Annotated in this window: 18 protein-coding genes; 11 read left to right on the forward strand and 7 right to left on the reverse strand. The window is 64.9% G+C overall.

Annotated elements, in window-relative coordinates:
- Window positions 1–1,047: 1,047 nt before the first annotated feature.
- The 5 genes from BKY59_RS08015 to BKY59_RS08035 all read left to right on the forward strand — a co-directional run bounded on the left by BKY59_RS08015 (window position 1,048) and on the right by BKY59_RS08035 (window position 6,157).
- The gene (locus BKY59_RS08015) at window positions 1,048–2,145 is read left to right on the forward strand and encodes a DNA-methyltransferase (protein WP_076070480.1); all 1,098 of its coding nucleotides are present in this window, start codon (window positions 1,048–1,050) and stop codon (window positions 2,143–2,145) included.
- A gap of 31 nt (window positions 2,146–2,176) precedes the next feature.
- On the forward strand, window positions 2,177–2,764 hold the full coding sequence (locus BKY59_RS08020) for a hypothetical protein (RefSeq protein ID WP_129586288.1): 588 nt from the start codon (window positions 2,177–2,179) through the stop codon (window positions 2,762–2,764).
- 2 nt (window positions 2,765–2,766) lie between these two features.
- The gene (locus BKY59_RS08025) at window positions 2,767–3,729 is read left to right on the forward strand and encodes an McrB family protein (protein ID WP_076070427.1); all 963 of its coding nucleotides are present in this window, start codon (window positions 2,767–2,769) and stop codon (window positions 3,727–3,729) included.
- Window positions 3,726–5,081, forward strand: a complete 1,356-nt coding sequence (locus tag BKY59_RS08030; RefSeq protein ID WP_076070430.1) for a 5-methylcytosine restriction system specificity protein McrC — start codon at window positions 3,726–3,728, stop codon at window positions 5,079–5,081. The genes BKY59_RS08025 and BKY59_RS08030 overlap by 4 nt, the downstream gene beginning before the upstream one ends.
- Before the next feature lie 221 nt (window positions 5,082–5,302).
- Window positions 5,303–6,157 (forward strand): hypothetical protein, encoded by an 855-nt coding sequence (locus tag BKY59_RS08035; RefSeq protein ID WP_076070432.1) that lies wholly within the window; start codon window positions 5,303–5,305, stop codon window positions 6,155–6,157.
- Between the two features lie 162 nt (window positions 6,158–6,319).
- Here BKY59_RS08035 and BKY59_RS08040 read toward each other — a convergent pair whose 3' ends face one another.
- Entirely contained in the window at window positions 6,320–7,879 is a 1,560-nt protein-coding gene (locus tag BKY59_RS08040; RefSeq protein ID WP_083671973.1) for a DUF3987 domain-containing protein, read from the reverse strand.
- A 120-nt stretch (window positions 7,880–7,999) separates the two neighbouring features.
- On the reverse strand, window positions 8,000–8,278 hold the full coding sequence (locus BKY59_RS08050) for a helix-turn-helix transcriptional regulator (protein WP_076070438.1): 279 nt from the start codon (window positions 8,276–8,278) through the stop codon (window positions 8,000–8,002).
- Between the two features lie 298 nt (window positions 8,279–8,576).
- Here BKY59_RS08050 and BKY59_RS17355 point away from each other — a divergent pair, with 298 nt between their 5' ends.
- On the forward strand, window positions 8,577–9,080 hold the full coding sequence (locus tag BKY59_RS17355) for a hypothetical protein (RefSeq protein WP_129586289.1): 504 nt from the start codon (window positions 8,577–8,579) through the stop codon (window positions 9,078–9,080).
- Between the two features lie 135 nt (window positions 9,081–9,215).
- Here the strand turns inward: BKY59_RS17355 and BKY59_RS08060 are convergent, their stop codons facing one another.
- Window positions 9,216–9,587, reverse strand: coding sequence for a hypothetical protein (locus BKY59_RS08060; protein WP_076070442.1), 372 nt, complete (start codon window positions 9,585–9,587; stop codon window positions 9,216–9,218).
- Between the two features lie 1,175 nt (window positions 9,588–10,762).
- Here BKY59_RS08060 and BKY59_RS18345 point away from each other — a divergent pair.
- Window positions 10,763–11,104: a putative phage abortive infection protein gene (locus BKY59_RS18345; protein ID WP_420822084.1), complete on the forward strand. Its 342-nt coding sequence runs from the start codon at window positions 10,763–10,765 to the stop codon at window positions 11,102–11,104.
- A gap of 4 nt (window positions 11,105–11,108) precedes the next feature.
- Here the strand turns inward: BKY59_RS18345 and BKY59_RS08070 are convergent, their stop codons facing one another.
- Window positions 11,109–12,425 carry a tyrosine-type recombinase/integrase gene (locus tag BKY59_RS08070; RefSeq protein ID WP_076070446.1) on the reverse strand — a complete coding sequence of 439 codons (1,317 nt, stop codon included), beginning with the start codon at window positions 12,423–12,425 and terminating at the stop codon, window positions 11,109–11,111.
- A 363-nt stretch (window positions 12,426–12,788) separates the two neighbouring features.
- Window positions 12,789–13,844: a serine hydrolase domain-containing protein gene (locus BKY59_RS08075; protein ID WP_083671975.1), complete on the reverse strand. Its 1,056-nt coding sequence runs from the start codon at window positions 13,842–13,844 to the stop codon at window positions 12,789–12,791.
- A 270-nt stretch (window positions 13,845–14,114) separates the two neighbouring features.
- Here BKY59_RS08075 and BKY59_RS08080 point away from each other — a divergent pair, with 270 nt between their 5' ends.
- The 4 genes from BKY59_RS08080 to BKY59_RS08095 all read left to right on the forward strand — a co-directional run bounded on the left by BKY59_RS08080 (window position 14,115) and on the right by BKY59_RS08095 (window position 18,448).
- Window positions 14,115–14,621, forward strand: coding sequence for a 2Fe-2S iron-sulfur cluster-binding protein (locus BKY59_RS08080; RefSeq protein WP_076070448.1), 507 nt, complete (start codon window positions 14,115–14,117; stop codon window positions 14,619–14,621).
- A complete protein-coding gene (locus BKY59_RS08085) occupies window positions 14,618–15,607 on the forward strand; it encodes an FAD binding domain-containing protein (RefSeq protein WP_076070450.1) in 990 nt (329 codons plus the stop codon). Before BKY59_RS08080 ends, BKY59_RS08085 begins: the two co-directional genes overlap by 4 nt.
- The gene (locus BKY59_RS08090) at window positions 15,604–17,943 is read left to right on the forward strand and encodes a xanthine dehydrogenase family protein molybdopterin-binding subunit (protein ID WP_076070452.1); all 2,340 of its coding nucleotides are present in this window, start codon (window positions 15,604–15,606) and stop codon (window positions 17,941–17,943) included. The genes BKY59_RS08085 and BKY59_RS08090 overlap by 4 nt, the downstream gene beginning before the upstream one ends.
- Before the next feature lie 172 nt (window positions 17,944–18,115).
- Window positions 18,116–18,448, forward strand: a complete 333-nt coding sequence (locus BKY59_RS08095; protein ID WP_076070454.1) for a hypothetical protein — start codon at window positions 18,116–18,118, stop codon at window positions 18,446–18,448.
- Window positions 18,449–18,530: 82 nt separating this feature from the next.
- On the opposite strand, the gene BKY59_RS08100 is transcribed toward BKY59_RS08095, so the two are convergent.
- Both BKY59_RS08100 and BKY59_RS08105 read right to left on the reverse strand, forming a co-directional pair.
- On the reverse strand, window positions 18,531–21,404 hold the full coding sequence (locus BKY59_RS08100) for a glycoside hydrolase family 31 protein (protein ID WP_076070485.1): 2,874 nt from the start codon (window positions 21,402–21,404) through the stop codon (window positions 18,531–18,533).
- 127 nt (window positions 21,405–21,531) lie between these two features.
- Window positions 21,532–23,745 carry a WD40/YVTN/BNR-like repeat-containing protein gene (locus tag BKY59_RS08105; protein ID WP_076070455.1) on the reverse strand — a complete coding sequence of 738 codons (2,214 nt, stop codon included), beginning with the start codon at window positions 23,743–23,745 and terminating at the stop codon, window positions 21,532–21,534.
- Window positions 23,746–24,206: the final 461 nt, after the last annotated feature.

Here is a 24,206-nt window from a genome sequence, read left to right on the forward strand (position 1 = left end):
GTCAACGGGGCGGCAAAAACGTGAGTGATACGAGGGCGCTGGGCGCATGACCGCCTGATTAGATGTTTGCTGCCGCGGCATTCCTACCAGTCAGCTCGCTTTGGTCCCGTTAACACGCACTGGGCTACAGCGGCAGCCGAGGCATTGAACGCAGCTTCAGCCTTCTTCCACCCCGAGCCAGTCCATTTGCCAATAGGTCCCCAACGCTGGTTGAAGCGCTCCAAGCTACTCTGAACAATCCGAAACCGACCTTCTCGCGCCTCAAACGTTAAGGTACTGCGTACATTCCATTCTATTAGACCGTCAGGGTAACTGATCGCGTTCCTCGCCACGATCGTGCCACCGTCGAAATCGCTGCTGATGATAAGTTGGGCGTCCGTCGAACCGGGTTTTAGGTTCTGGGAAATGCAGATGCTGGCACGTTGCGCTACTTCTTTCGGCGTCCCGGTCGTCTGATAAATCTCACTAGTCACCTCCGTAAGGTAATCAGCTGCCCTGGCGGATGTTGAGGCACATGTGGCGACCGACACGAGCAGGGCAATCAAAAATGGTTGGGACGACATGGCTTGCTCCGCTTTGTTCGGAGCGGCCCGGCCGAAGCCGGGCGTTCGTAACCCAAGCTCTCGCCAAGGCGCATGCGCCTTTACCGGCGAACCGGCTGGACATGCGCGCATGCCGCCCGGCCGCAAATCTGCGACCGGCCGAGAGCTTTGGAGGTTACGACGCCCCACGCCTGGAGTTTGCCGGACGCGTCCAATACCTGCCACGGAGTGGCAGCGGAGTTCAAGGAGGAGATCTGCGGCCTTAGATACAGGGGCAGCCGCTCTGGCGCGTGCTGGTGAACTAGGCTAAAGACCTTTGTTCAGCTGTAGAGGTCGGCAGCAGTCATCCGCGGTCACTCAGCTAGTAACTTCAGTTCGCCGCAACGGACATGCGTTCCGGGCGGATAATCAGCCATGGCCCCTCGACGAACGCTCAGGGTGTAGCTATGGCTTTTCCCAATCCATCTAGTTTGACCGAGGAATTTGCGTGCAGGCGTACAAGGCGATGGCGGAACGCACGACCGATGTCGTGGATGATCGGATCAATGGAGAACGGCTGGTGATGGCTCCCGATCTCCGCAGGATCGTAGGCGATGCCGGCGCCATCCCGCTCCCTGCCGGCACGGCGGACATGGTAGTCACGTCCCCGCCCTACTGGCAAAAGCGCGACTACGGCGTCGTGGGCCAACTCGGGCAGGAGGCCACACCCGACGAGTTCGTGCAGCGCCTGGTCCGGTGCATGCAGGAGTGGCGTCGCATCCTGCCGCGTTGGGGATCGGTCTTCATCAACATAGGCGACACCTACCATAATGGTTCGCTTGCCTGCGTTCCAGGCCGCCTGGAGATCGCGGCGCAGGCCGACGGCTGGATTCTCCGGAACCGGATTATCTGGGTCAAGGAGGGCGGAATGCCCGACCCAGCCAAGGATCGACTGAAGAGCCGTCACGAATACATCCTGCACTTCGTCCAACGTCGTCGCGGATACTACTACGACCAGTTCGGATACGCCGAGAAGTACGGCAACGGGACGGGTCCGAACGACGTCTGGCGGATCGGACTGAGGCGCGATGCCGGCGCCCACTTGGCGCCCTACCCGGAGGAACTGGTGGACCGCTGCCTCACGTTGGCCTGTCCCTCGCAAGTCTCGATCGCGACCGGTCAGCCCCGCGAGCGCATCGTACAGCGCACGACCGAACTCGATCCCGATCGTCCGCAGGCGCGAAGGGCTATGGAGCTGGCGAAACAGCACGGACTGACGCCAGCGCACCTGGCTGCTATCCAGGCCACTGGCATTTCCGACGCCGGCAAGGCGCTGCTCGTGCAGAACGGCACCGGTCGCAACACCGCGCAGGTGAAGCTGCTCGCCGCGGAGGCGAAGGAGGTCCTCGGTGGCTACTTCCGCGAATTCACCTTCGCCAAGCGGATCACGGCCGGCTGGACGGGAAAGGGGGACGGCCCCTTCCGGCCTGGCATCGTGCTCGACCCGTTTATGGGCACCGGAACCACGTTGCGGGCGGCGGCTGCTGTCGGACTCGGCGCCATTGGTGTAGACCTCGATTCGCGATTCAGCGGCGAGGGGACTGGGATTGGCGACGGCACCTGACGAGCAGCGATACGTTCTAACCCTACCCGCCGTGATCGCAGCCATTCATCGGCTGAGCCAGCGCAAATCGCACGAGCACTTCCCAGGCTATCTGCTCCTGCACCATCTCGGCGTCGCGCAGAAGGTGCATGTGGACTCGTCCGCGCTGAACCAGGCGCGCCTCTCATACCTCCGGGTAGGGGGCGCACCCGACAAGCGACCGTTCATCCAGGCCTTCCGCAGCCGGGGTCGCGGTCCTAAGCTGGACAACGCCAACTCGGCGGGCTCGTACGGGGCTGAGTCGATCAGGGCCGGACAGACACTCGCCAAGGTGGTCGGCACCGCCAAGTCGAAACGGACGTCTAGCGGCATCACTTACCGATTCAAGCCGAACCACGCCAGCGTGGCTTTGTCCGCGATGCTCGATGGCCGACGCCTACCGGCGGGCGCCACCGCGGCCTTCCTGCTGCGGGACTACGCCCTCGCGATCGATCCTCAGAACCCAGGCGAACTGGTCGCCGCGTTTAAAGAATGGCTGCGAATGGATGGTGACGCCGCGGGGCAGGGCACCTTCGACACCCTGTTCGAGGATGATTCCTCGGATTATGGAGCTGACGACTTCGAGCCGGTGGGCGTCTGATCGTGGCGCGCGTCTCCGAAAAGGCCGTTCGCAGCCTGTCCCTCAACGATCTCGGGCTGGGCGCGCTCGCGCCGACCGCATCGAACGCCCCTCCGCCCTCACCCGACGCCTCGACTCTGCTGGCACCAGACAATCGGGTGCTGAGACTGACCCGGCGAGCCATCGAGCTGGGGTTCGCGGGCGTCATCCTCTCCGGCCCTCCGGGAACAGGCAAGAGCTGGTACGCTCAGCAGATCGCGGTCGAGCTAACCGGCGACTGGCAGGCGGTCCGCTCGACTCAGTTCCATCCCAGCTACCAGTACGAGGACTTCGTTTACGGCTATCGCCCGAACGACGAGGGCGTGTTCGAGTCGACGGCGAAGGTCTTCGCCGAGATCTGCGATGACGCCAGGCTGCAGCCGGACCGCCAGTTCGTGCTGGTGATCGACGAGTTCAGCCGCTCGGATGTCATAAGGGTGTTCGGCGAGGCGCTGACCTACATCGAACGCGACAAGCGCGGCACAGAGTTCCGGACGGCTTCCGGCGAGACCATGGTCGTGCCCGCGAACCTCACGCTCATCTGCACAATGAACCCCTGGGACAGGGGCGTGGACGACCTCGACATGGCGCTCGAGCGCCGCTTCGCCCAGATCGACCTCGGCCCCGACGTCGCCGTCCTCCAGAACGTCCTCCAGAAGGCCGGTGCCGACCCGGTTTTCGCGGCGGCACTCGCCACGTTCTTCGTCCAGCTTAACGAGGAGCGGAACGAACGACTGCGGCTGGGACACGCTTACTTCCTGAAGTGCATAGATCGGCAGGCGGCGCGGGACGTTTGGGCGCTGCGCATCCTGCCCACGATCCGACGCGCTGCAGGCCTCGACACGGCATCCGTCGCTAGGATCAGGGCCGCGTGGGAGGTCGTCGTCGCAGATCCGCAACCTACAGCTGCGCCGGCTGCCGATGATGCAGCGGCTGAGGAGGCGTGACCGGCTTCGGAGCCATCTCCAACCTGCTCAGAGCGGCGGGTCGAGACCCCGAAGACACGCTCGAGCAGATCGGTACGACCGAGCACACCGACGTCCCCCTGCCCGCGGGGGTGCTGCGGTCCGATGGCTCGCTCGACCTCTACGACGACGTGAAGGCGTTGGTGGAGATCAAATACGATCGGAGGCGCGGCGGCCTCACCATCCGCAGCAACGGCTGGATCGGCCACATACCGCTCAACGACCGCGTGACGCTGGCGGTGAGCACGAAGGTTCCGGTGGCTAACCTGGAGCGGATCATCGACCGCGCGACGTTCCCGCCTCACGCCTTCAAGACGCTCACGGCCTACCGTCGGCGCTACGCGGAGACGACCGAGCGTCCCGCGTCGCTCATGGACCTCCTCGCAGACAGCTTCATCGCAGCCTTGCGAGCGATCCGCGACGAAGGCCTGCTCAAGACCTACATGGAGCGCGAACACGTCGGCACCAGTCCGTCGGGCCGGGTGGACCCGATACGCAGCCTGATCAGGACGAGGACCGCGGGAACACCGATCGCCGTGTCGTTCCGATACGAACGCACGTTCGACTGCGCGTCCAACCGGCTCCTGTCGCTCGCCCTCGACCGGCTCATCCACCGCTACCATGATGCAACCGCAAAAGCGTCATCGCGAGCCGCGAGCCTAGCGGAACTGCGCGACTGGCTGCCGCGGGTCGGACGGCCCACACGGCTTGATTTTTCACCGGAAGGCATCGGCCGTCAGATCGTCTGGCTCCCGCCGCATCATGGCGACTACGGTCCGGCGCTGACGCTCGCCGGCTACCTCGTCGCCGATCTGGGTCTCAGCCTCCTAGGCGACGGAGGCATGGCCGACGCGGCGGTGGCGCTGGTCAACATGGACCACATCTTCGAGGGCTACTGCCGGAACGTACTCCGGCAACGGCTCGGCGCCGACTACCGCATCCTCGACGGCAACGTGCAGGGTGAGACTGGCGCACAGGTACCGCTCTTCACAACCAGCCGGGTGCCATCGGCCAAGGGATCGACCGCCGAACCCGACATCGTCATCAAACGCGACGACACAACCAGCATGGTGATTGACGTCAAGTATCGCCAGGGTTCGGCCGTCCCCGCCCGCGAGGTTATGAACCAGCTGGCCTGCTACGCTGCGCGGTTCGGCTGCAACCACGTGATGGCGCTGTATCCGGCCATTCCGGACGGCCGGACGGCGGTCGTAGAAGAAGTGGGCGAGATCGGACTGCTTCGCATCCTGCGCGGCACGATCGACGTGTCGCGTCCCGATCTGGAGGCAGCGGAGGACGATTTCTGCGATGCCGTCCGATCGCAAGTCGCCTAGGCAATCCTGGGTCCGCACATACTACGCACCCATTTGCACATTAAAGTATTCATGTATTTGTACGCCAGCGGAGCGTTATATTACGGCAGCAGTATGGGTATTTCTATCTGACTGTTTTTTGATGCGGGAAAAGGCACTTACGTAATTACACGTCTGATTAGGTATCAGGCGGCAGCGATCTCGGCCGTGACAGCGAGGCTGGCTGGTGCCACGTTGTACTCATGATCCAGCTCCAGCCAGCAATCGACCGTATCAGGGCACTGCTGATCGGCGACACCGAGCAGAACGTCACCTACGCCGCGCTTGAGGCCCGGCTGGCTCTGGAGAAGGTCTGCTACGACCGGCTGCGTCAGCGGCATGACTACATCTCGCACGACCAGCTACGCAGGTGGCAACCGGGGGCGATCATCAACACGCTGATGAAGGACGTGGACGAGCACATTGGTCAAACCCTGACCGTCAGCATTGGCAAGAGCCCTGTCGAGGCGGGCGTGAAGCCGGAGGACGACGAATACGTTCCAATCGGCACCGAGGTCGGCTTCGACGCCAAGCGCATCGCGAAAATGTGGAACGCGCTGGCGAAGCTCGCCCTGCACGTACGCCTCCCCGAGCACAAGGATGACCACATCGCTGACTATGGCGACAAGGCTAAAACCCGTGCGAAGGTCGAGGAGGTCGTCGCTGAGCTTGAGCGGCTCGCCAAAGGCACCATGACGTTTTCGGGCATGGGGGAGCAGGTGTTGTTCGTCTGCTCGTGCGGCGAAAAGAACAAGCGCCGCGCGGGGCTGCTGCGGGACGGGCGGCACGTCCACTGCATCAACCCGGAATGCAAGATCACATGGAAGGCGACCAAAGACGCCGACGGCTTCACATTCGAATTGGTCACCATCTCGGTGGACTGCGAGGCATGCAACGTGACTAACCACATGCCCTGGCGCTACTTCCTCGACATGAAGCATGACGAGGTGGGCTCGTTCTCGTGCCACACTTGCCGCCACAAGAACTACGTCCAGTGGCGTCTCACGCAGGTCCGCCCAGCCACCAATGATGAGCGAGCCCCGCGGGCAGAGGAGTAAGGGTTTAAGGTTTAAGGAGGGTACCCCCAACCCAGCACTCGCCACCAGCAAAGTAGGCGGGGGGAGTACCTTAATCTCTTAAAACCTTACAATTGCACTTCAACCCTGCATAAGTCCTCGCTTTTTGGGTTAAGGCGCGGGCTTACGTTGAAGGTGGATCGGTTAATCTGGCAAGCCAAGCACCCGATAGGTCACGCCGTGGTGACCATAGCTCTCGACCACGGCGGACTTCTTGCACTCCATCAGCCAGCCGTTCGCCACCATGCCTTTGAGGGTGTCATCAAGCGCCTTCGACGCGCCCAGTTTGTGGCTAAAGAACGCCGGGAGCGTCGATACTCGCCTCTGAAGATAGTGCCTGGGAACCAGCCCGTCCTCGTGCATCTTCGGTGGGACCTTGTAGCCAGGGGATATTGTCGCGGCCCGAATGTATTCGCTGATGATGATTGCCAACTTGCGCTCGCGAGCGTCATCGGAAGCCGCGCCCACCTCGCCGCTGCTGATCCTCCTGCTGAACACGGCGATGTCGCCCCGGACCAGTCCTATGGCCCAGGCGGTGTGGTCATCGCCGACTATCGGGTGCAGGTGGTTGTCACCGACGGCCAGGAGGGCTGCCATGCGCAGCGCCTTAAGGTGGGCGCGGTTCCACATTTGCCGGCGCGACTCGTCGTCACCGGCGGCGCGGATCTGATCGTCACATTCGGCCCCGAAGGCGTCGAGCTGTGAGGCAGCAGTGTCGCTGAGGGCGACGTGCTGCACCTCCTGGCGAAGCCGGAGCGTCTGCGAGTGCGACATCAGATCAACCAGGCGGCGGACGAGCGCAGGGGGAGGAACCTCGGCCCGGGAGGGGTTCTTGTCAGGTCGGTCGCCCGCGTACTCGACTACGTTGAACCTCGACATGAAGCCGTCTTCCATCATCGCCGGGGTGAGCGATTCGAAAAACGTGCCTGGCGTGGACTCCCCAATGAGGCTGAAGGCCACGCCTTGGACGCTGGCTACGCTGGACTCTGTGTTGCTGTAGACGAGGCCGCCAGCGGTGTCGTCGTGCCCCGATTTACTGTAGAGCGTGGTCATCTGCTTGCGGAGCCCCCGAGCGATCGGGTCTCGATCGTCGGCCATCATTCTAAACTTGTGGCCGATCTCCCCTGCGACGTTCACGAACGATTGACGGTGAAGGCACCCCTTCACGAGCGCGGAACCGGACACGAAATCATCGAAGCTGACGAACTCATCCGCAATGATGGCTCCGGCGCGCCTCGCGGCAGCGATGAGCCTCGAGACGCCCTGGTGCATAGCCTCTTTCCCGATGCCCGAGCGAGCGACCAGGACAATGTAGACGTTAAGGCCGGAGCCTGAGATGTTCCACTCTCGCCCGCAGATGCCAGCCAGCAGCCCGAGCGCCCCGACGAGCGCCACCTCTGCCACCGGCCTGGGCGCTGCTTGGTAGATGAAGCGAGCAAGCTCACCGGCGATACCGGGCGGTAGCGACATTCCGGATGCGCCGGATGATGCGTGGTCGACGGCGGTGACAGCCCCGGCGGGCGCGGGCTCGGTCTTGGGATGTACTGGCTGACGGCTCACGGGCGCGCGGAGAGAAGCTCGCGCAGCCTCTGCAAAGAGTGCGCTAGGGTCGAACTCAAAGCTGGTGACGGCAGGCCAATCCTCAATGTCGTCGACAGTATAGGCGGGTTGCGGCTCGCGGCCACCTTGTGGGATAGTTTGCATGGCTTCGTGGGCCTCTGATGGAAACGGCGGGTGTGGGTCAGGCCCACTCCGCCGCTTCTGCGTTGGGGGTCTTCCGGTCGTCTTCCTACCGAGATTGGGCGCGAAATATCGCACGCTGGATTAGCGACTTACCGCGGCGGGACGCCTGACTGTTGATCCGGCGTTGGCCTGAGCGGCGGGACTGTAGGCGCTCGTGCTGCTGAACTTTCGCGCCTCGCGCCACGCGATCACGTCGGCCTCGTCGTAGGCGACACCGGCCTGGGGCGCGTCACCTAGCTTTATGAAAGCAGGGCCGCGGCCCTTGTGCCGCCAGAACTTCAGGGTGTTGGGGGTAATGCCCAGCAAGGCGGCAGTCTGCACGGTGTCGAGCAGACGCATCGAATGCGTTGATTGGTTCATGGGACGATCCCGCAGCAAGCGTTTGCATGTGCGCTGTGGACACCAGCACCAAGCGAAGCCGCGTGCCCGCCTGGCAGTGTCCGGGGCCTCGGGGCACTTCCCCCCTGCGCCGACCGGCCCTCGTCTCTGGAATTTTCCTCGCGGGCGCGCCCCAGTGTGGCAACGGACCCCAAGCGGGGCTGCAAGTACCTGTAGGTTATCCCCTTTGCATCTAGCCAGCGAAAAGTTTGGGCCACTATATGCCGGTGCTCCACGCCTCTAATGACCTCTGAAACCATCGCGATGATCTCTGCCGCTATTGCCCTTCTCGCCGCGGCCGGCGCGTGGAGCGCTGTGTTCGTTAACCGCTGAAACGCGACTGACAGCATTCGCGCCCAGATCAACACAGGCCCGTACATCGCGGGCCGCAGTAGTCAGCGCCAACGGCCAGAAGTGGATCGACACAATTCGCGACGATGTTGCTGAATTCATCTCACTCAGGAAACTTGATGCTTATCGGACGACCCTCGCGCAACGTATGAACTCCACGGAACCGACGCAGGCGGAACAGATGGAAACTTTAGTCATCAAAGAACGGCTTCTTGCTCGCATTGAGATTCGCCTCAAGTGGACGGGTCCCAACGCGGAGCACGACCACAAGGCACTCGTTGCAGCTATGCATCACTACGCAAGCAACGCCGGGCAGGAAGAGGCGGTAAAGAAGGTTGCGAGTAAAATTTTCAAGGACGAGTGGGAGCGCCTCAAAACGGAGGCCAGCGGAATAGACCCGTTCGTCCGCGAGGTTGTGCCCGAGCGGCAATAGGCGCGTACAGTGCCGAGAGGGCAGCCCGCCACCCTAGGGAGGGCACGGGGCCTTTCGCGCTGGACGGGGCGCGTCCGGTGCGACGGCGCTATGCGCGCAATGCCACCGCGCTGGCAGGGCGTCGCTGGCATGGAGCTAGGCGGGGAAGTAGGTGATCGAGGTCGGCTCACTTGTCAGGAACGGATTGGCCCATGCCCCCGACGCACCATCGTGCCAAACGTGGAAGGGGACGCTGGGAAAGATGGCCATTACCGTTGAGCCGTTGGAGAGCGGCACCATGCGCTCCACCTTCTGCCCGCGTACCCGGCTCGTCCTAGTCGCGCTCCCTCGAAGTTGTTCGCCCACGGTCGCCGTCCATCGCTCGCCGTTGTGCGTGAAGGTGATAGAGTAGATGCGCGAACCCGCCGTGGGTGCTGCCCGCCCTATCGCGCGCGCGAGTTCTACGTAGCACTCCTCCTGCTTCTCGGGGGCAACCTTGGCGACAAAAAAGCTGGGTGGAGAGTTCATGCGGGATCCTATGCACGTAGCTGAATAACGTTCTCGCCGTTCGTCTTGGCCGCGGCAACCCTGCCCCGCTGCTCGATCCAATTGCCAATCTTCTGCACATCAGATTGCAGCCAGCCTAGATACACGAGGTCGAGGTAGTCGCGGGCCGTCGCGTCTTCCTGCGCGGGCTTGTGGCCGGTCAGCAGGTCCGTAGCGAAGTTTTCTAATCAACACTCACGCATGTTCTACCAGTGGCAGGCTCAGATATTAGTTCGACATGGTCGCGACTCCGATCGGTGCGTACCCGACGAGAATGGCGCCTGTAGGAAAGTGCCGGAGTAAATACCCACTAAGAGTAAGTATCGCCCGTTCCAGGTTTACGCTGCGTGTCCAGCAGACGCATCTGGTGCGTTGATTGGTGCATGGGATATTCCCGCAAAAGCGTTGCTGTTGCGCTGTGGTCACCAGCACCGGCGGAGGATCAATGTCGGCCGGCAGTGTCCGGGTCCCGGGGGAATCTCACCCTTACTCCGCCGGCTCAAGTTTTCTGGAACTTCCCTCGTGGGGGCGCGCCCAGCGGCGCCATGTAAGAACGCTACGTTATCGCAAATACATCTAGCAAGCGCTTTTTTTTGTCGAAGCGGGCATCGCTAATGGGGTCCCCTTGCTGCAAAACCAGGCGTATGCCTTCATAAGGTAGACGCGGGGGAGGGGAGATGCGAAAACTAAGCATATTGGAGATCGCGCTTTGCGTCATTGTCGCGGGGATACTTCTACTTTGGTATGTCTGGGCAGCCTGTGGCGTTACGATAGCCGATTGGTTTTTAAACAGGGCAAATCCGGCCGCCTCGAGCGCTTGGGGCGACTCGTTTGGCGCCTTCAACGCCCTTGTTAGTGCGCTTGGATTTGGTGGCATCTTGTTGACACTAGTTATGCAAGGCAGAGCCCTTCGTGATCAGCAGAGCGACGCAATAGCGCAGCGACTAGACCAACACAGGCAGAACTTTGACAAATCATTCTTCGATCTCCTTGGTCTAATGCGAGATGTACGGTCAGAAATTGTCTTTAAGTATTCAGATAGCTACATCGCAGCAGTCGGAAGTAGCAACGTCGGAACAGCGAATGGAGCCGAGGCGCTAGCAAGAGCTGCACGCGAGGCTACTTACTGGATTCGATTACGGATAAAAGACGGACCCATGACGAAAAAGGACTTAGCACGATTGTATCGAGTGCGCGTCCATACAAGGTTCGAGGCCAGGCTCGGCGCCTATTATCGGGTGATATACACCATCCTCAGACGTGTTTCTGAGGACTCCGTCCTTTCGGATTCTGACAAAAGAGGATATGGAAATCTATTACGGAGTCAACTTCAAAGCCAGGAGGTACTGCTTTTGGCGTTAAATGGCCTAACTGGTATGTCAAATAACTTTAGCGACTACCTCATTGAGTTTCGTATCATGAAGTATCTCCCTTCGATTACAATGAGGAGAATACTGTTGGCCGGGTATCCCAAGGAGGCGTTTGAGGCTCGTGACTGATTGATCACGCGCGTATCTGCACAATATTTGAGCTTCTGGCCTGGGCCGCCGCCACCCTTCCCTGCTGCTCGATCCAGTTGCTGACCTGCTGGACCTCCTGGTGAAGCCACCCCAGGTTGGTGAGGTCGAGGTAGTTGCGAGACGTGGTGTCCTCCTGTGCGGGCTTGTGGCCAGTCAGGAGGTCAGTCCTGAACTTCTCGATGCGACAGTCCCGCATGGCGATGTTCGTAAACGTGCGCCGCAGGTCGTGCAGGCTGAGGTGCTTGCCGACCACCTCGCTGACCGTCTCCATGGCGCTGCGCGCGTCCATGATCCGGCCGGCCTTGCTCCACGACGGGAACACGAAAGGGCTCGGCTCAGGGTCGTTTTCGTTGATCTTCGGTTTTGGCAGGCGGACCCGCAGCAGCGCCGCGGCCTGCGAGGACAGCGGCAGCGTGATCGGGTCGCCGCGCTTGCGCTCGTCGAGGTGCCACGAACAGTCCGCCGGGTCGTCGGCCAGGTGCACCCGGTCCCAAGTCAGCCCCGCCCCCTCGTCCCGGCGGGCGCCGGTCAGCAGCAGGAAGATTGTGAGGTCGATGCCCGCCAGAGCGTCCCGGCTGCGCGGGTCCACCCGCTCGTCTTGCAGCTTGTTCCAGACGGCCCCTAGCCTGCCCTTGTCCACGTATCGCTCTGTGCGGCTGCCCAGCTTGGCCCAGTGGTGCTTTAGCGCCCCAACAGGATTGTGCTCGATCAAGGGCCGGCCGTCGGGCCGCCGGTACTCGTCCGTGGCAAAGTTGATGAGAATGCGCAGCGTCACCATCGCGGCGTTGGCGCTGGCGGGCGCGGCCTTGCCGGTCAGGCCCTTTTCCACGAGCTCCGCGTGGCGGTCGCGCACCATATCGCGCGTGATGCTGGCGATGGGCTTGTCGCACCAGGCGGAGAACACCTTGGCGACGTGGCGCTTGATCTCGTCGGCGGTGCTCGCCCGCAGCTTGCCGGGGCGACCCACGTAGGCGTCGCACACCTCCTGCAACGTCACGCCAAGCGCCTTCTGCTGGCGCGCAACCTCCCGCGGGTCGATGCCCTGCTCGAACTGGTGGCGGTACTCGTCGGCCTTGCGCCGGGCCTCGTCCACGGTCCAGGCGCCGTAGCTGCCGATGGTGACGCGGACTTCAATGGTGGTGCCGCGCACTCTCCCCTGGGCGATGAACTTGGCGAGCCCGGTCGGCGTGACCCGAAGGCCAAAGCCCTTCGTGTCCTTGTCCCAGTAGAGCACGTCGGCCTTGCCGCCCGGCTTCGCCACGCGGTCGATGTTCGTCTTGGTCAGCTTGAGCTGTGGCATGAGTAAGCACCCCGTAAGTTGCCCGTAAGCACGTGGCACCTACCTACGATAACTTACGCCTTGCGTCTTCGACCAATTTTGCAAGTATTATCAATCACCGGAGTACTTATGGATACGTGCGCTAACGCCTGCTAACACTGTTCGGGTCAAACTCTTAATCAGCGGGTCCTTGGTTCGAGCCCAAGTGCGTCCACCATTAATATTCATTCTTTTCCGGAAATCAATGAGCGTTCTGCTCCCGATGCGGCGACCATCGGGCTTGGGACAGGTTCGGCGTCGAACATTCGCGCGGTGTTGCCCGGATGCTCATGGTCGACCACCCGCCCGCATGTCGTCGGCGGCGTCCGCCAGCAAGACGGGAGGTCATCCCCCGGTGACGGCGGCCCGCACGATGCCGTCGGCGAGCAGGGCATGCAGGGCCGCGATATGGCCGGTGTCGCGCGCGCCGTTCGAATTCGACGTCATCACCACCGTCAGGCCCAGATCGGGTACGACATAGACCATCTGCCCGCCATAGCCCCAGGCGAAGCGCACGGGATGCCCGCCCGCCTCTCCGAGGAACCAGCCATAGCCGTAGCGTCCGCCGCTCCACGGCGACACCGTGCGCGGGGTCCAGCTTCGTTCGATCCACGTCGCGGGCAGGACGCGCCGGCCGCCCGCCACGCCGCCAAGGCGGTAGAGTTCGCCGAACCGGGCAAGCGCCCGCGGGCTCATGAGCATGTCGTTGCCGCCGAAATATACACCCTGTGCATCGCGTGGCCAGGCGGGGATGGCCACGCCGAGCGGTCGCGCCAGCCAGTCCTGCGCCAGTTGGTATGTGCTGCGTCCCGACGCGCGGGTCAGCATGGCGGACAGCAGATGCGTGTTGCCGGTCGAATAGAGCATGCCGCCGCCGGGTTGGTCGACGAATGGCCGTGACAGCGCAAAGCGGACCCAGTTCGGGCTCGACACCCAGCGTCCGTAATTCTCGCCGGACGTACGTTCGAGCCCCGCCTGCATCGACAGCAGGTTGCCGACCGTCAGTCGGGCCAAACGCGGATCGGGATCGGCCGGGGCGTCGCTCCGCAACACGGACAGGACGGGCTGATCGACGCCGCGCAGCACGCCGCGCGCGATCGCGATGCCGACAAGCGCCGAAATCACCGACTTGGAGGCCGACTTGATGTTCACCGGCCGGTCGAGCGGCGGGCCACCGTTGAAGCGGTGTTCGGCCAGCGTCATCCCGTCCCGCATGACGATCAACGAACGCAACCGCGGCAGCCGCGCCGCCGCCGCCACCGTGCGGGCCATGGCATCACGATCGAGCCCGGCGGTCGGCCGCGCCACCCGATCCCGAGGCGGCACCACTGCAGCGGGTTCGGATGCGGAACCGCAACTGGCGATCAGGAGCGGCACGATGACGAGGATGGAGAAGCGCATCGGCCCTATGTAGGGTCTACCGGCCGGGTTTGCTTGGCGATCCGCCCGGGCATTCCCCACCAACCGAAACTGCGGCCGGGTCCGGTCGACATGCCGCATCGAGCGCCTGACGGCCTGGTGCGCCCGGCGCCTGCGTCACGTCACGAAACGGGCGCGGGCGGCAGCGAACGCTCCGGAAAGGTGTCATACGCGCAGAAAAAACCCGCGTCGGACGCACCAAATCGGTATAGATGCTGCACATCAGCGCGGTGCGCCGAAGCGGAGATTGCCATGTCGCTCGTCATCAACGGAAACGCCGTCGCCGGACCGTCCGACCCCCGCGTTTCGCTGCTCGACCATCTGCGCGAGACCCTGCACCTGACGGGGACGAAGAAGGGGTGCAACCAAGGCGCCTGCGGGGCCTGTACCGTGCTGGTCGATGGGGAGCGCATTCTCTCCTGCCTCGCGCTGGCGGTCCAGTATGACGGCCGTCGGATCACGACGATCGAGGGACTGGATGCGGTCGGGGACCTCCACCCGCTGCAGGCCGCGTTCATCGAATATGACGCGCTGCAATGCGGCTATTGCACGCCGGGGCAGATCTGTTCGGCGATCGGCATGGTGGCGGAGGCGCAGCGCGGCGTGCCCAGCCATGTCAGCACCGACCTTGCCGCCGGGGTGACGCTGACCCGCGCGGAAATTCAGGAGCGGATGAGCGGCAACCTCTGCCGCTGCGGCGCGCACAACGGCATCATCGATGCGATCCGCGCGACGATGGCCGCGGAGATCATGGCATGACCCCGTTCCGCTACCTGCGGGCTGCCGACGTGGCGGATGCGGTGAAACTCGGCACGGACGACGGCGCGGCCTTTCTGGGCGGTGGGACCAACATCGTCGACCTGATGCGCGAGACGGTGGCGCGGCCGGATCGGCTGGTCGACGTGACCGGCCTGTCGGACACGATCACGGAAACCGCGGACGGCGGGCTGCTGATCGGTGCCGCCGCCCGCAACACCGCCGTGGCCGAACATCGTGCGGTGCGGACGCGCTACCCCCTGCTGTCCCGCGCGATCCTGGCGGGCGCATCGGCCCAGATCCGCAACATGGCGACGGTCGGCGGCAACCTGCTCCAGCGCACGCGGTGCACCTATTTCTACGATACGGACGGATCGCGGTGCAACAAGCGGGCACCCGGCACGGGGTGCGACGCGCGCGACGGCTTCAACCGCATCCATGCGGTCCTGGGCGCATCCGACGCCTGTGTCGCAACGCACCCATCCGACATGTGCGTCGCGCTGGCCGCGCTGGACGCGGTCGTGCATGTCAACGGACCTGACGGCGCGCGGACGATCGCCTTCGATGCGCTTCACCGCCTGCCGGGCGACCGGCCGGACCGCGACACGATGCTGGCGCCGGGCGAGCTGATCACCGCGATCGCGCTTCCGCCGCTACGGTTCGCGGCCAACTCGGCCTATCGGAAGGTGCGCGACCGGGCGAGCTACGCCTTCGCGCTGATCTCCGTCGCGGCCGCGCTGGAGATGGACGGCGACCGGATCGGCGACGTGCGGATCGCGTTTGGCGGTGTCGCGCACAAGCCTTGGCGCGCGACCCGGGCGGAGGCCGTCCTGCGCGGTGGACCGGCCACGCATGCGGCCTACCGGGCGGCAGCGGAGGCGGAGTTCGAGACCGCCCGGCCGCTCCGCGACAATGCGTTCAAGCCGGAACTGGCGACGCGCGTGCTCGCCGCCATGTTGGGCGACCTGGCTATGGGGAAACTGGCATGAGCATCGTCGATACCGCGAAGCAGGCCGCACAAGGCCTGGTGCAGGGCGCCATGACGAAGCTGGTGCCGCTCGCTCCCGACAGCTGGATCCCCGGTGGCCGGCCCGACCCGCTGATCGACCGCAAGCATGGGCTGATCGGCACACCGCTGTCCCGCCGGGACGGCGCGGTGAAGGTGAAAGGCGAGGCACGCTTCGCGGCCGAGTTCCGGCACGAAGGCATGGTCTATGCCGCGCTTGCCCATGCCGCCATCCCGCGTGGGCGGATCACCGAAATCGACAGCGCGGCGGCCGAGGCTGCGCCGGGCGTCGTGCTGGTCATGACCCATCGCAACGCGCCGCGGATGAACAAGCCCGGCGTCTTCGGGTCGTCGCCGACCGCGGTCGGGTCCGCCGACCTGTCCATTCTGCAGGATGATCGCGTCCACTGGAACGGACAGCCGATCGCCTGCGTGCTCGCCGAAACGCAGGAACAGGCAGATCACGCCGCGTCGCTGCTGCATTTCAGCTATGCGGCGGAACCGTCGACGACCAGTCTCGACGAGGCTAAGGCAAACGGCATCGAACAGGGCGTGTTCATGGGCCAGCCGCTGCTCAACCGGATCGGCGATGCCGAGGCGGCGCTGGCGGCCGCACCCCATGTCGTCGATCGCCGCTACCGCACGCCGCGCCACAATCATAACGCGATCGAACCGCACGCCGCGACGATCCTGTGGGTCGACGGCGAACTGGTGATCCACGACGCCAGCCAGATGGTCACCGCGCAGGCGCAGACGATCGGCGCGGTGTTCGATCTCGAACCCGGGCAGGTCACGCTCACTTCACCCTATGTCGGTGGCGGTTTCGGCTGCAAGGGCTTGTGGGACCACCAGATCATCGGTGCCGCCGCGGCGAAGCTTGCAGGGCGCCCGGTGCGGATGACACTGTCGCGCGAGGGCGTCTACCGGGTCGTCGGCGGCCGCACGCTGACCGAACAGCGCGTCGCGATCGGTGCGTCCGCCGACGGTGCGTTCGACACGATCATCCATAGCGGTCTGTCGATCATGACGCCGCACAACAACATGCCCGAACCGTTCATCCTTGGGACGCGGCCGGCCTATGCCTGCCCGAACATTACCTTGCAGGTGGAAGTGGCCAGGATGAACATGCTGGCCAACACCTTCATGCGCGCGCCGGGCGAGGCGGTCGGCACCTTCGCACTCGAATCTGCGATCGACGAACTGGCCGTCGATCTGGGGCTGGACCCGGTCGCGCTGCGGATCCGTAACGAGCCTGACAAGGACCCGACATCGGGCCTGCCCTTCTCGTCACGCCACATCGTTGATGCGTGGCGCAGTGGCGCAGAACGGTTCGGCTGGGCCGCGCGCGGCGCGCCGGGCGAACGCCGCGACGGCGAATGGCAGGTCGGCATGGGCTGCGCGACCGGCACGTACCCCTATTACCGCATGCCCGGGGCGCAGGCGCGGATCACCCTGATCCGCGAGGGCAAGGCCGTGCGGGCGAAGATCGAAGTTGCCGCGGCCGAAATGGGCATGGGCACGGCGACCACCACCGCGATCGTCGGGGCGGAACGGCTGGCGCTGTCGATGGACCGGATCGAGGTCGGCTACGGCGACGCGTCGATCCCCGGCGCGATCATGGCCGGCGGATCGCAGCAGACCGCCGCGATCGGCGCCGCGATCATCGCCGCGCATAACGCGCTGGTTGCCGAACTGCTGAAGCTGGCCGGGAACGATTCCCCGCTCGCCGGCCTGTCCGCCGACGACGTCGGAAGCGAGGACGGCGGCCTGGCGAAGCTCGACGATCCGGACCGGCGCGAAAGCTATGCATCGATCCTGGCGCGGGCGCAGCGTGACAGCATCACGGTGACCGAGGCCGCATCGCCGCCGCTGGAACAGCTGCACTGGTCGATGCACTCGCACAGCGCGATCTTCTGCGAAGTACGGGTCAACGCGGTGACGGGCGAAACCCGCGTCAGCCGCATTCTCGGCTCGTTCGATTGCGGACGCATCCTCAACCCCAAGACGGCGAGAAGCCAGTTTCGCGGCGGGATCATCATGGGGCTCGGCCTGGCCCTGATGGAAGAGACGCAGTTCGATGAACGCAACGGCCGGGTCATGAACCCCAGCCTTGCCGAATATCATATCCCGGTGCATCTGGACGTGCCGGAAATCGACGTCATCTGGACCGACAACCCCGATCCTCACACCCCCATGGGCGCACACGGCATCGGCGAGATCGGCATCACCGGCGTCGCGGCAGCCGTCGCCAACGCAATCTACAACGCAACCGGGAAGCGTATCCGCGACCTGCCGATCACCCTCGACAAGCTGCTGTAAGGGTGTCGGTTGCCGGTCCCGCAGTTTCGCGGTGCGGCGGCGCAATGGCCAACGTCGCCGCACGTCGGAGCGAACGAATCTGAACCAGGTCCGAGGTCAACTCGCTCATTCCTCACCAAAGGCCTTGTCGGCCGGACCCGGTCGTCGCGAAGTCCGGCGATAAAGAGTTAAGATGGGCGTGTGGCCGACGCGCGGCACCACCGCGCACGACCGACGGTTGCGGTCGATCGTCAACGCGCGCACGGGTGGGGCTCACCAGAAGGATCGGATACCGAACATGACATGGGACATGACCCGCGACGCGGAAGTCTATAGCACGGCAGCGATCGAAGGCGCGACGCCGGAAGAACGGCTGTTCGCCGGCAGCCTGGAGGACGCCGTCACCTACATCCGCAGCACGCGCCCGTCCGACCAGGCCCTGCTCGCGATCCGGCTGGTTCCCGACGACAAGGCCGAAGGACCGATCTACGGCGCCCGCATCCCCGAGCTGTTCCCGATGCAGTAAAGGCTGGCGGCGGTCGCTGCGATGACGGCGTGCACGCTGCCGGGACGGAGATCGGCCGATCCCCGCCCCGGCGCCTGTCGCCTTACTTGCGCGGGACGGTGACCGCCACGCCGGAATAGGCGACCTCGGTGTCGAAGCCGTTGGCGTCGCTCACCGCCTGCCCTTCGCGGATCCAGCGGATCCGGATGGTCCGGTTGGCGGGCATGCCCACCCAGCCTTGGCCCTCGCGGGCACCCAGCGTGACGGCGCCCGTGGCCTCGTCGTAGCGGATCGGTATGCGGCTGAACGCGCCACGCTTGTACTGCCGGCTCGTCCCGTCATCCTCGTAGAGCGAGAAGCTGCCGTTCGCGCCGGTATAGACCGCGATCGTCAGCGGGGCGGCGCGGTCCTGGTCGACATATTGCGTCACCGGTCCCATCGGGACGATCGCGCCGGCGCGGACGAACAAAGGCATGCGTTCGAACGGCGCGGCGACGCGGGCGGATGCACCACCGCGATATGTCTTGCCGCTGGCAAAATCATACCAGCGCCCGCTGCCCGGGAAGTAAACCTGCCGATCGCGCGCCTTGTATTCGGTGATCGGCGTCACGAGGAACGCGTCCCCGAACAGATATTCGTCGGTCAGCTTGCGCGCGGCGATGTCGTTCGGGAAATCCGCCGCCAGCGTCCGCATGATGCTGCCGTCCTTCATATAGGTGTCGGCACCCACCGTGTAGATATAGGGCATCAGGCGGTAACGAAGCTCGGTGTACCAGACCATCGATGCGCGCATCGGCGATCCGGTCGGGCTGATCTCGTAGATTTCGCGGTACGGGGTTTCGCCGTGGCTGCGGAACAGCGGGCTGAACGCCCCGAACTGGAACCAGCGCAGGTTCAGCTCGCGCCATTCCGCCAGGTCCGCCGCAGCCGGCGCCTTGGTGGAATAGCGATCCTCCAGCGCGAACCCGCCGATATCGTGGGTCCAGTTGGGAATACCGGACATCGATGCGTTCACACCCGCCGAAATCTGCGCCTTCAGATCATACCAGCGGCTCGCCACGTCGCCGGACCAGATCGCCGCGCCGTAGCGCTGCAACCCGCCGAAACCCGACCGGGTCAGCAGGAACGGCCGCACGTCCGGCTTGTACGCCGTCCAGCCGTCGTAGAAGGACCGCGCATTCATCAGCGGGAAGCTGTTGAAATATTGCGCCGCCGGGCCGATCGCGGTCGGCCCCATCGTCTGGATACGTTCGGGTATGGACAGGTTGGAATGCATGTCGGGCTCGCTGGCGTCCGCCCACCAGGCATCGGTGCCGAGCTTCGCCAGCCGATCCTCGATCTGCTTCCAGAAGATCTGCCGCCCCTTTGCGGAATAGGGATCGTAGAAGGTGCTGGCATAGCCGGGACCGACCCAGTCCTTGTTCCCCATCTTCAGGTTTCCCTGATAGACGGCACCGGCCGCGGCGAGCTCCTTGTAGGTGTCGGTCGTCGGATAGAATTTCGGCCAGACAGAGATCATGAAGTGCACGTTCTTGCCGTGCACCGCGTCGATCATCGCCTTGGGATCGGGGAAGCGCGTGGGATCGAACTTGTGGCTGCCCCAGGTGTCGTCCCGCCAGTAACGCCAGTCGAGCACAATATTGTCGAGCGGGATCTTCAGCGCGCGATAGGTGTCCACAACGCCAGTCAGTTCGGCGGCGGTGTCGTACCGCTGGCGCGACTGCCAGAAGCCATAGGCCCATTTGGGCATCATTTCGGACTTGCCGGTCAACTGGCGATACCCCGCGACCGCACGGTCGATGCTGCCGTCACCGGGCACGAACCAGTAATTCTTGGCTTGCGCCACTTCGCTGGTGAACCGGATCGACTTGCGGTCCGCCTCGGGCAGCGGATCGTTGTGCAGCAACGCGATGTAGCCGGCATTCGGCTCCCACTCGATGCGGATGCGGGCAGCCTTGCCCGCCTGCATCGGCACGTCGAAATTGGCGTACCAGGGGTTCCAGTTCTGCCGCCAGCGGTTCAGCACTTCCTTGCCGTCGACGAAGACCTTGAAATAGCTCGACCCATAAAGCTGGAAACGGTGCGTGCCGGTGGTGGTCGGCTGCACGTCGCCGCTCCAGACCACCGTCTGCTTCTGCACCGCGTTGCCCGCGGTATTCTGCCCACCCTCCGCGGCGACGGTCTGCACCTTGGCGGCGGCGGGCCAGTTCGCCTGGTCCTTGATATACTGATAGTTGATCGTCGCTTCCTGACGCGTCACGACCGACCGACCGTTCAGGAAATATTCCGCGCTGAACCCCGGCTTCCCGTTCGACGTGACGCGCAACCCCTCGCCGACCAGCGTATAGGGCTTCGGATTGCCGAACCGGGTAATCGAATTATTGTCCCACAGCAGGCCGTAACCGCGCGTGGAAACCAGGAACGGCACTCCGATATCCATATTGTGCTGCGCGAGTTCGACGTCCTCGCCATTCTGGTCCATCTGCCCGGCCTGATGCTGGCCAAGGCCATACAGCCCCTCGTCCGTCGCCCGGTTGAACTGCTGCGATACGGACACGAACGGCTTGCCGTCGGCGGTAGTCGCCTGGAAACCGGTCGGGCCGGCCTCGTTCAGCAACGGCTTTCCGGCGGCGTCGCGAAAGCTGACCAGCCCGGTGGCCAGATCGACCTCCGCAATGGATCGCGGCGCGGTCAGGACGACCCGCCCACCGGCTTCGCGGACGGTAAAGCGGCCGGGCGCAGGCGGCGTCGGCGCCATCAGGCTGGGCGCCATGGCACCGCCCGCTGCATTGCGCGGCGTGGCGACGACATGGACGATCCCGTCGCCATGCACCGTCAGTTCGACCCGGCCGGACGGCCCGGCCGCAGGTGTCACCACCACGCCGCCCGCGGTCCGCTCGAAACGGCCGCTCTGCGCGAATGCGGGCGACGCGATCGCACTGCCGGTCAGCAGCGCGGCGATCAAAGCCTTGTTCATCGTCATTCCTTGCATCCTCGTGATCGGTCGGGCGTCGCCGCCTGAAATATATGTCGGCACTGGCGGCCGGTCCGTCGGGTCGTCATCGCCGGACGGCCGGCGTCGGATATCAAAATCGTGCCCCTGCTCATGGTCCGTCCTGCGGATCGCCGTACAGGATACCGCGCCCGTCGCTGGCAACATAGACCCGGCCGAAACGGCGTGGATCGCCGCTTATCATGCGCAGCCGCAACCCCCATTGGTGGGCGTCGTCGTTGATCCGCCGCCACCCGGCGCCGCCATCGATCGACCGGAAGACGCCGTCGACACCGCCGATGCGGGCGATCGCATACAATGCGGGCCACGCACTGCCCGGTGCGCCGCGGCCCAGCCCATAGCGCCGGATCGCGACGTCCCGCGTGGCCCGCACCCAGCGTTCGCCGAAATCGGTCGATCGATAGAGGTCCTGCCCGATCAGCAGCCAGAGCGATCCCGCGCGGCCGGGCACCGCGACCAGCGGATTGGCGGCCTCCCGCCCCGAGGCGCGGGCACCCGAGAGGTCGGCCGGAAGACCGATGCTTGCCGTAGGGTGGAACGATGCGCCGCCATCGTCGCTCCGGACCAGCCGTCCGGCGGCGAAATCGATCGCGTAGAAGCGTCGCGCATCGGCCTTGTCCGCCGTGGCGCGCACCCGCGACGGCAGGCCGCGCACCGCCGTCCAGCTCCGCCCGCGGTCGCGCGTGAGGATGGGCCGGGTCGTTTCGACCAGGAACGTCCCCCCGTCGGCCGATACGGTAATCGCCGCGTTGCCGCTGCGTTCCGGCGCGGTATCGCCGCTGCCGTCCGCCGGCACCGCCAGCGGGTGCCACCGGACTGCGCCGTCATCCGACCAGGCGAGCGACGCCCCGGGCACCAGCGGCGCGTGCGTATTGCCGCTGCGCACCAGGACGTTCGGGGCGCTACCGGCATAATCCAGCGTGTTGGTGTTGGTCAGGAACGGGTTCAGATGGACGCGCGGCGGCGACGTCGTCAGGTCGTCATGCCGAAACCCGCCGATGTCGCCGAACCCGGACACCAGCGGCGCGCCGCCCGTCGGGCTGACGAGCGTGATGACCGCGGTCTGTTCGATCCCCTTCGTCCAGGGGGCCCAGGCCATGGTCCCGTCGCGGCCGAAACCTGTCGTCGCATACAGCGTCGCACCCGTGACATAGGCGGCATGATCGGCATCGAACGGGTCGATCGCCAGCCCCGCGATCCAGTGCCCGAAATCCGCCTTGCCCGCAAAATCCAGGAAGGGCGACGTCGACACGTCCCGCGTGCTGCGCCGCCGCAGTTCGCTCCAGCTGCGCCCGCCATCCGCGGACCGCCACACCGTATCGCCGGGTCGGTAGCGATTGACGGTCGCGACCGCGATCACCCGCGGGTCCTGCGCCGATACCGCGACGCCCATATAGCCGCCGGGCTGCGCATCGCCGGCGCGCGGCGGCGTCACGTCCCGCCATGCGCCGGATGTCGGATCGAACCGCCAGACCGCGCCCTGCGTGATCCCGTTCGGGCCGATCGCATCGCAATAGGTTATGGTCAGGATGCCGTCGCCCCCGATCGCGGCCTTGACCGGCAACAGTGCCGCGGCCGGCCCGCCCGCCACCGCAAGCCAGCTGGCCCCACCGTCGGTCGAACGGAACAGATGGTGCGCACCGGGGTCGGCGCTACCGGCAAGGATGTGGCCCGGCCGTGCCGGATCAAACATTATGAACGACACGCCGCCATGGGTCTGGCGCGGCCGGTCCGGCTTTCCCAGCCCCGGCAACGGAAAGGCGGCAATCTTGCGCCACGTCGCGCCCGACGTATCGCTGCGCCACATCCCGTCATGCCGGCTGCCGTACAGCAACGTCGCGGGCCGGTGCGGATCGATCGCCAGCCGCTCGCCCAGGCCGCGCCCGTCCTCGTTGCCGCCCATCGCGAACGGCACCGGCACCCGCGTCCAGTGCGCGCCCCGGTCGGCGGATCGAAAGATCGCGGCGGGCAACCGCGTCGCCATGCCGGCGGCCAGGTAGACGATGTCGGGATCGACCGGATCGGCCGCGATACTTTCCACCCCCATATAGCTGGAAACCGCCTCGCTGTCCTGCAGCGGCAGCCAGCGGCCTAGCCCGGCGTCCCAGCGATAGGCGCCGCCCATGTCGGTGCGCAGATAGGCCAGACCGCGCTCGACGGGGCTGAAGACGATGCCAGGCGCGAACCCGCCCCCGCCGACGGTGACGTTGGCCCAGCGGTAGGCCACTACTGACTGGACCGGCACAGGCGTTGCCGCTGCTGCCGACACGAGGCCGCCGAACGCCGCCGCCAGTGCGAAAGCCATCGGGTTTCTGCCGCCAATCCGTCCCATCGCTTCTCCTTTCCGCCCATTTTGTCGGCCGACAGGGACCGCGACAGGCTTGCCGGAAGGATATGGCACGAACGATACCGCTAACACAACGGACAACCGGCCTCATTCCCGCAACCAATCCGGAAGCAGATGTTGACACGTCGTGATAGCGTTATCAGCCCTTGGACGCCCGGAGAGGACGAACGCCGTAGCCTGCCCTCCGTCAGCGTGGCGATACCGAGCGACCAAACACCACCGATCAGGGTTTCCTGCGCCGTCGTCAGCGTCGTCCAGTTCAGCAGATCGCGCGAACGCCGGGCCGGGACGCCGGGACAATAACGGGACGCGCCGTATCAGTCTGCGCCATTTGCCGGGGTATCAAAATCGGCAAGATCGCCCGCCACCACGAGCTTTACGAACCGCCCGTCGCCCGGACTGACGCGGCGGTTCCTCTC

It is taken from the genome of Sphingomonas montana, assembly GCF_001956315.1.
In the GTDB taxonomy this organism is placed as follows: domain Bacteria; phylum Pseudomonadota; class Alphaproteobacteria; order Sphingomonadales; family Sphingomonadaceae; genus Sphingomonas_R; species Sphingomonas_R montana.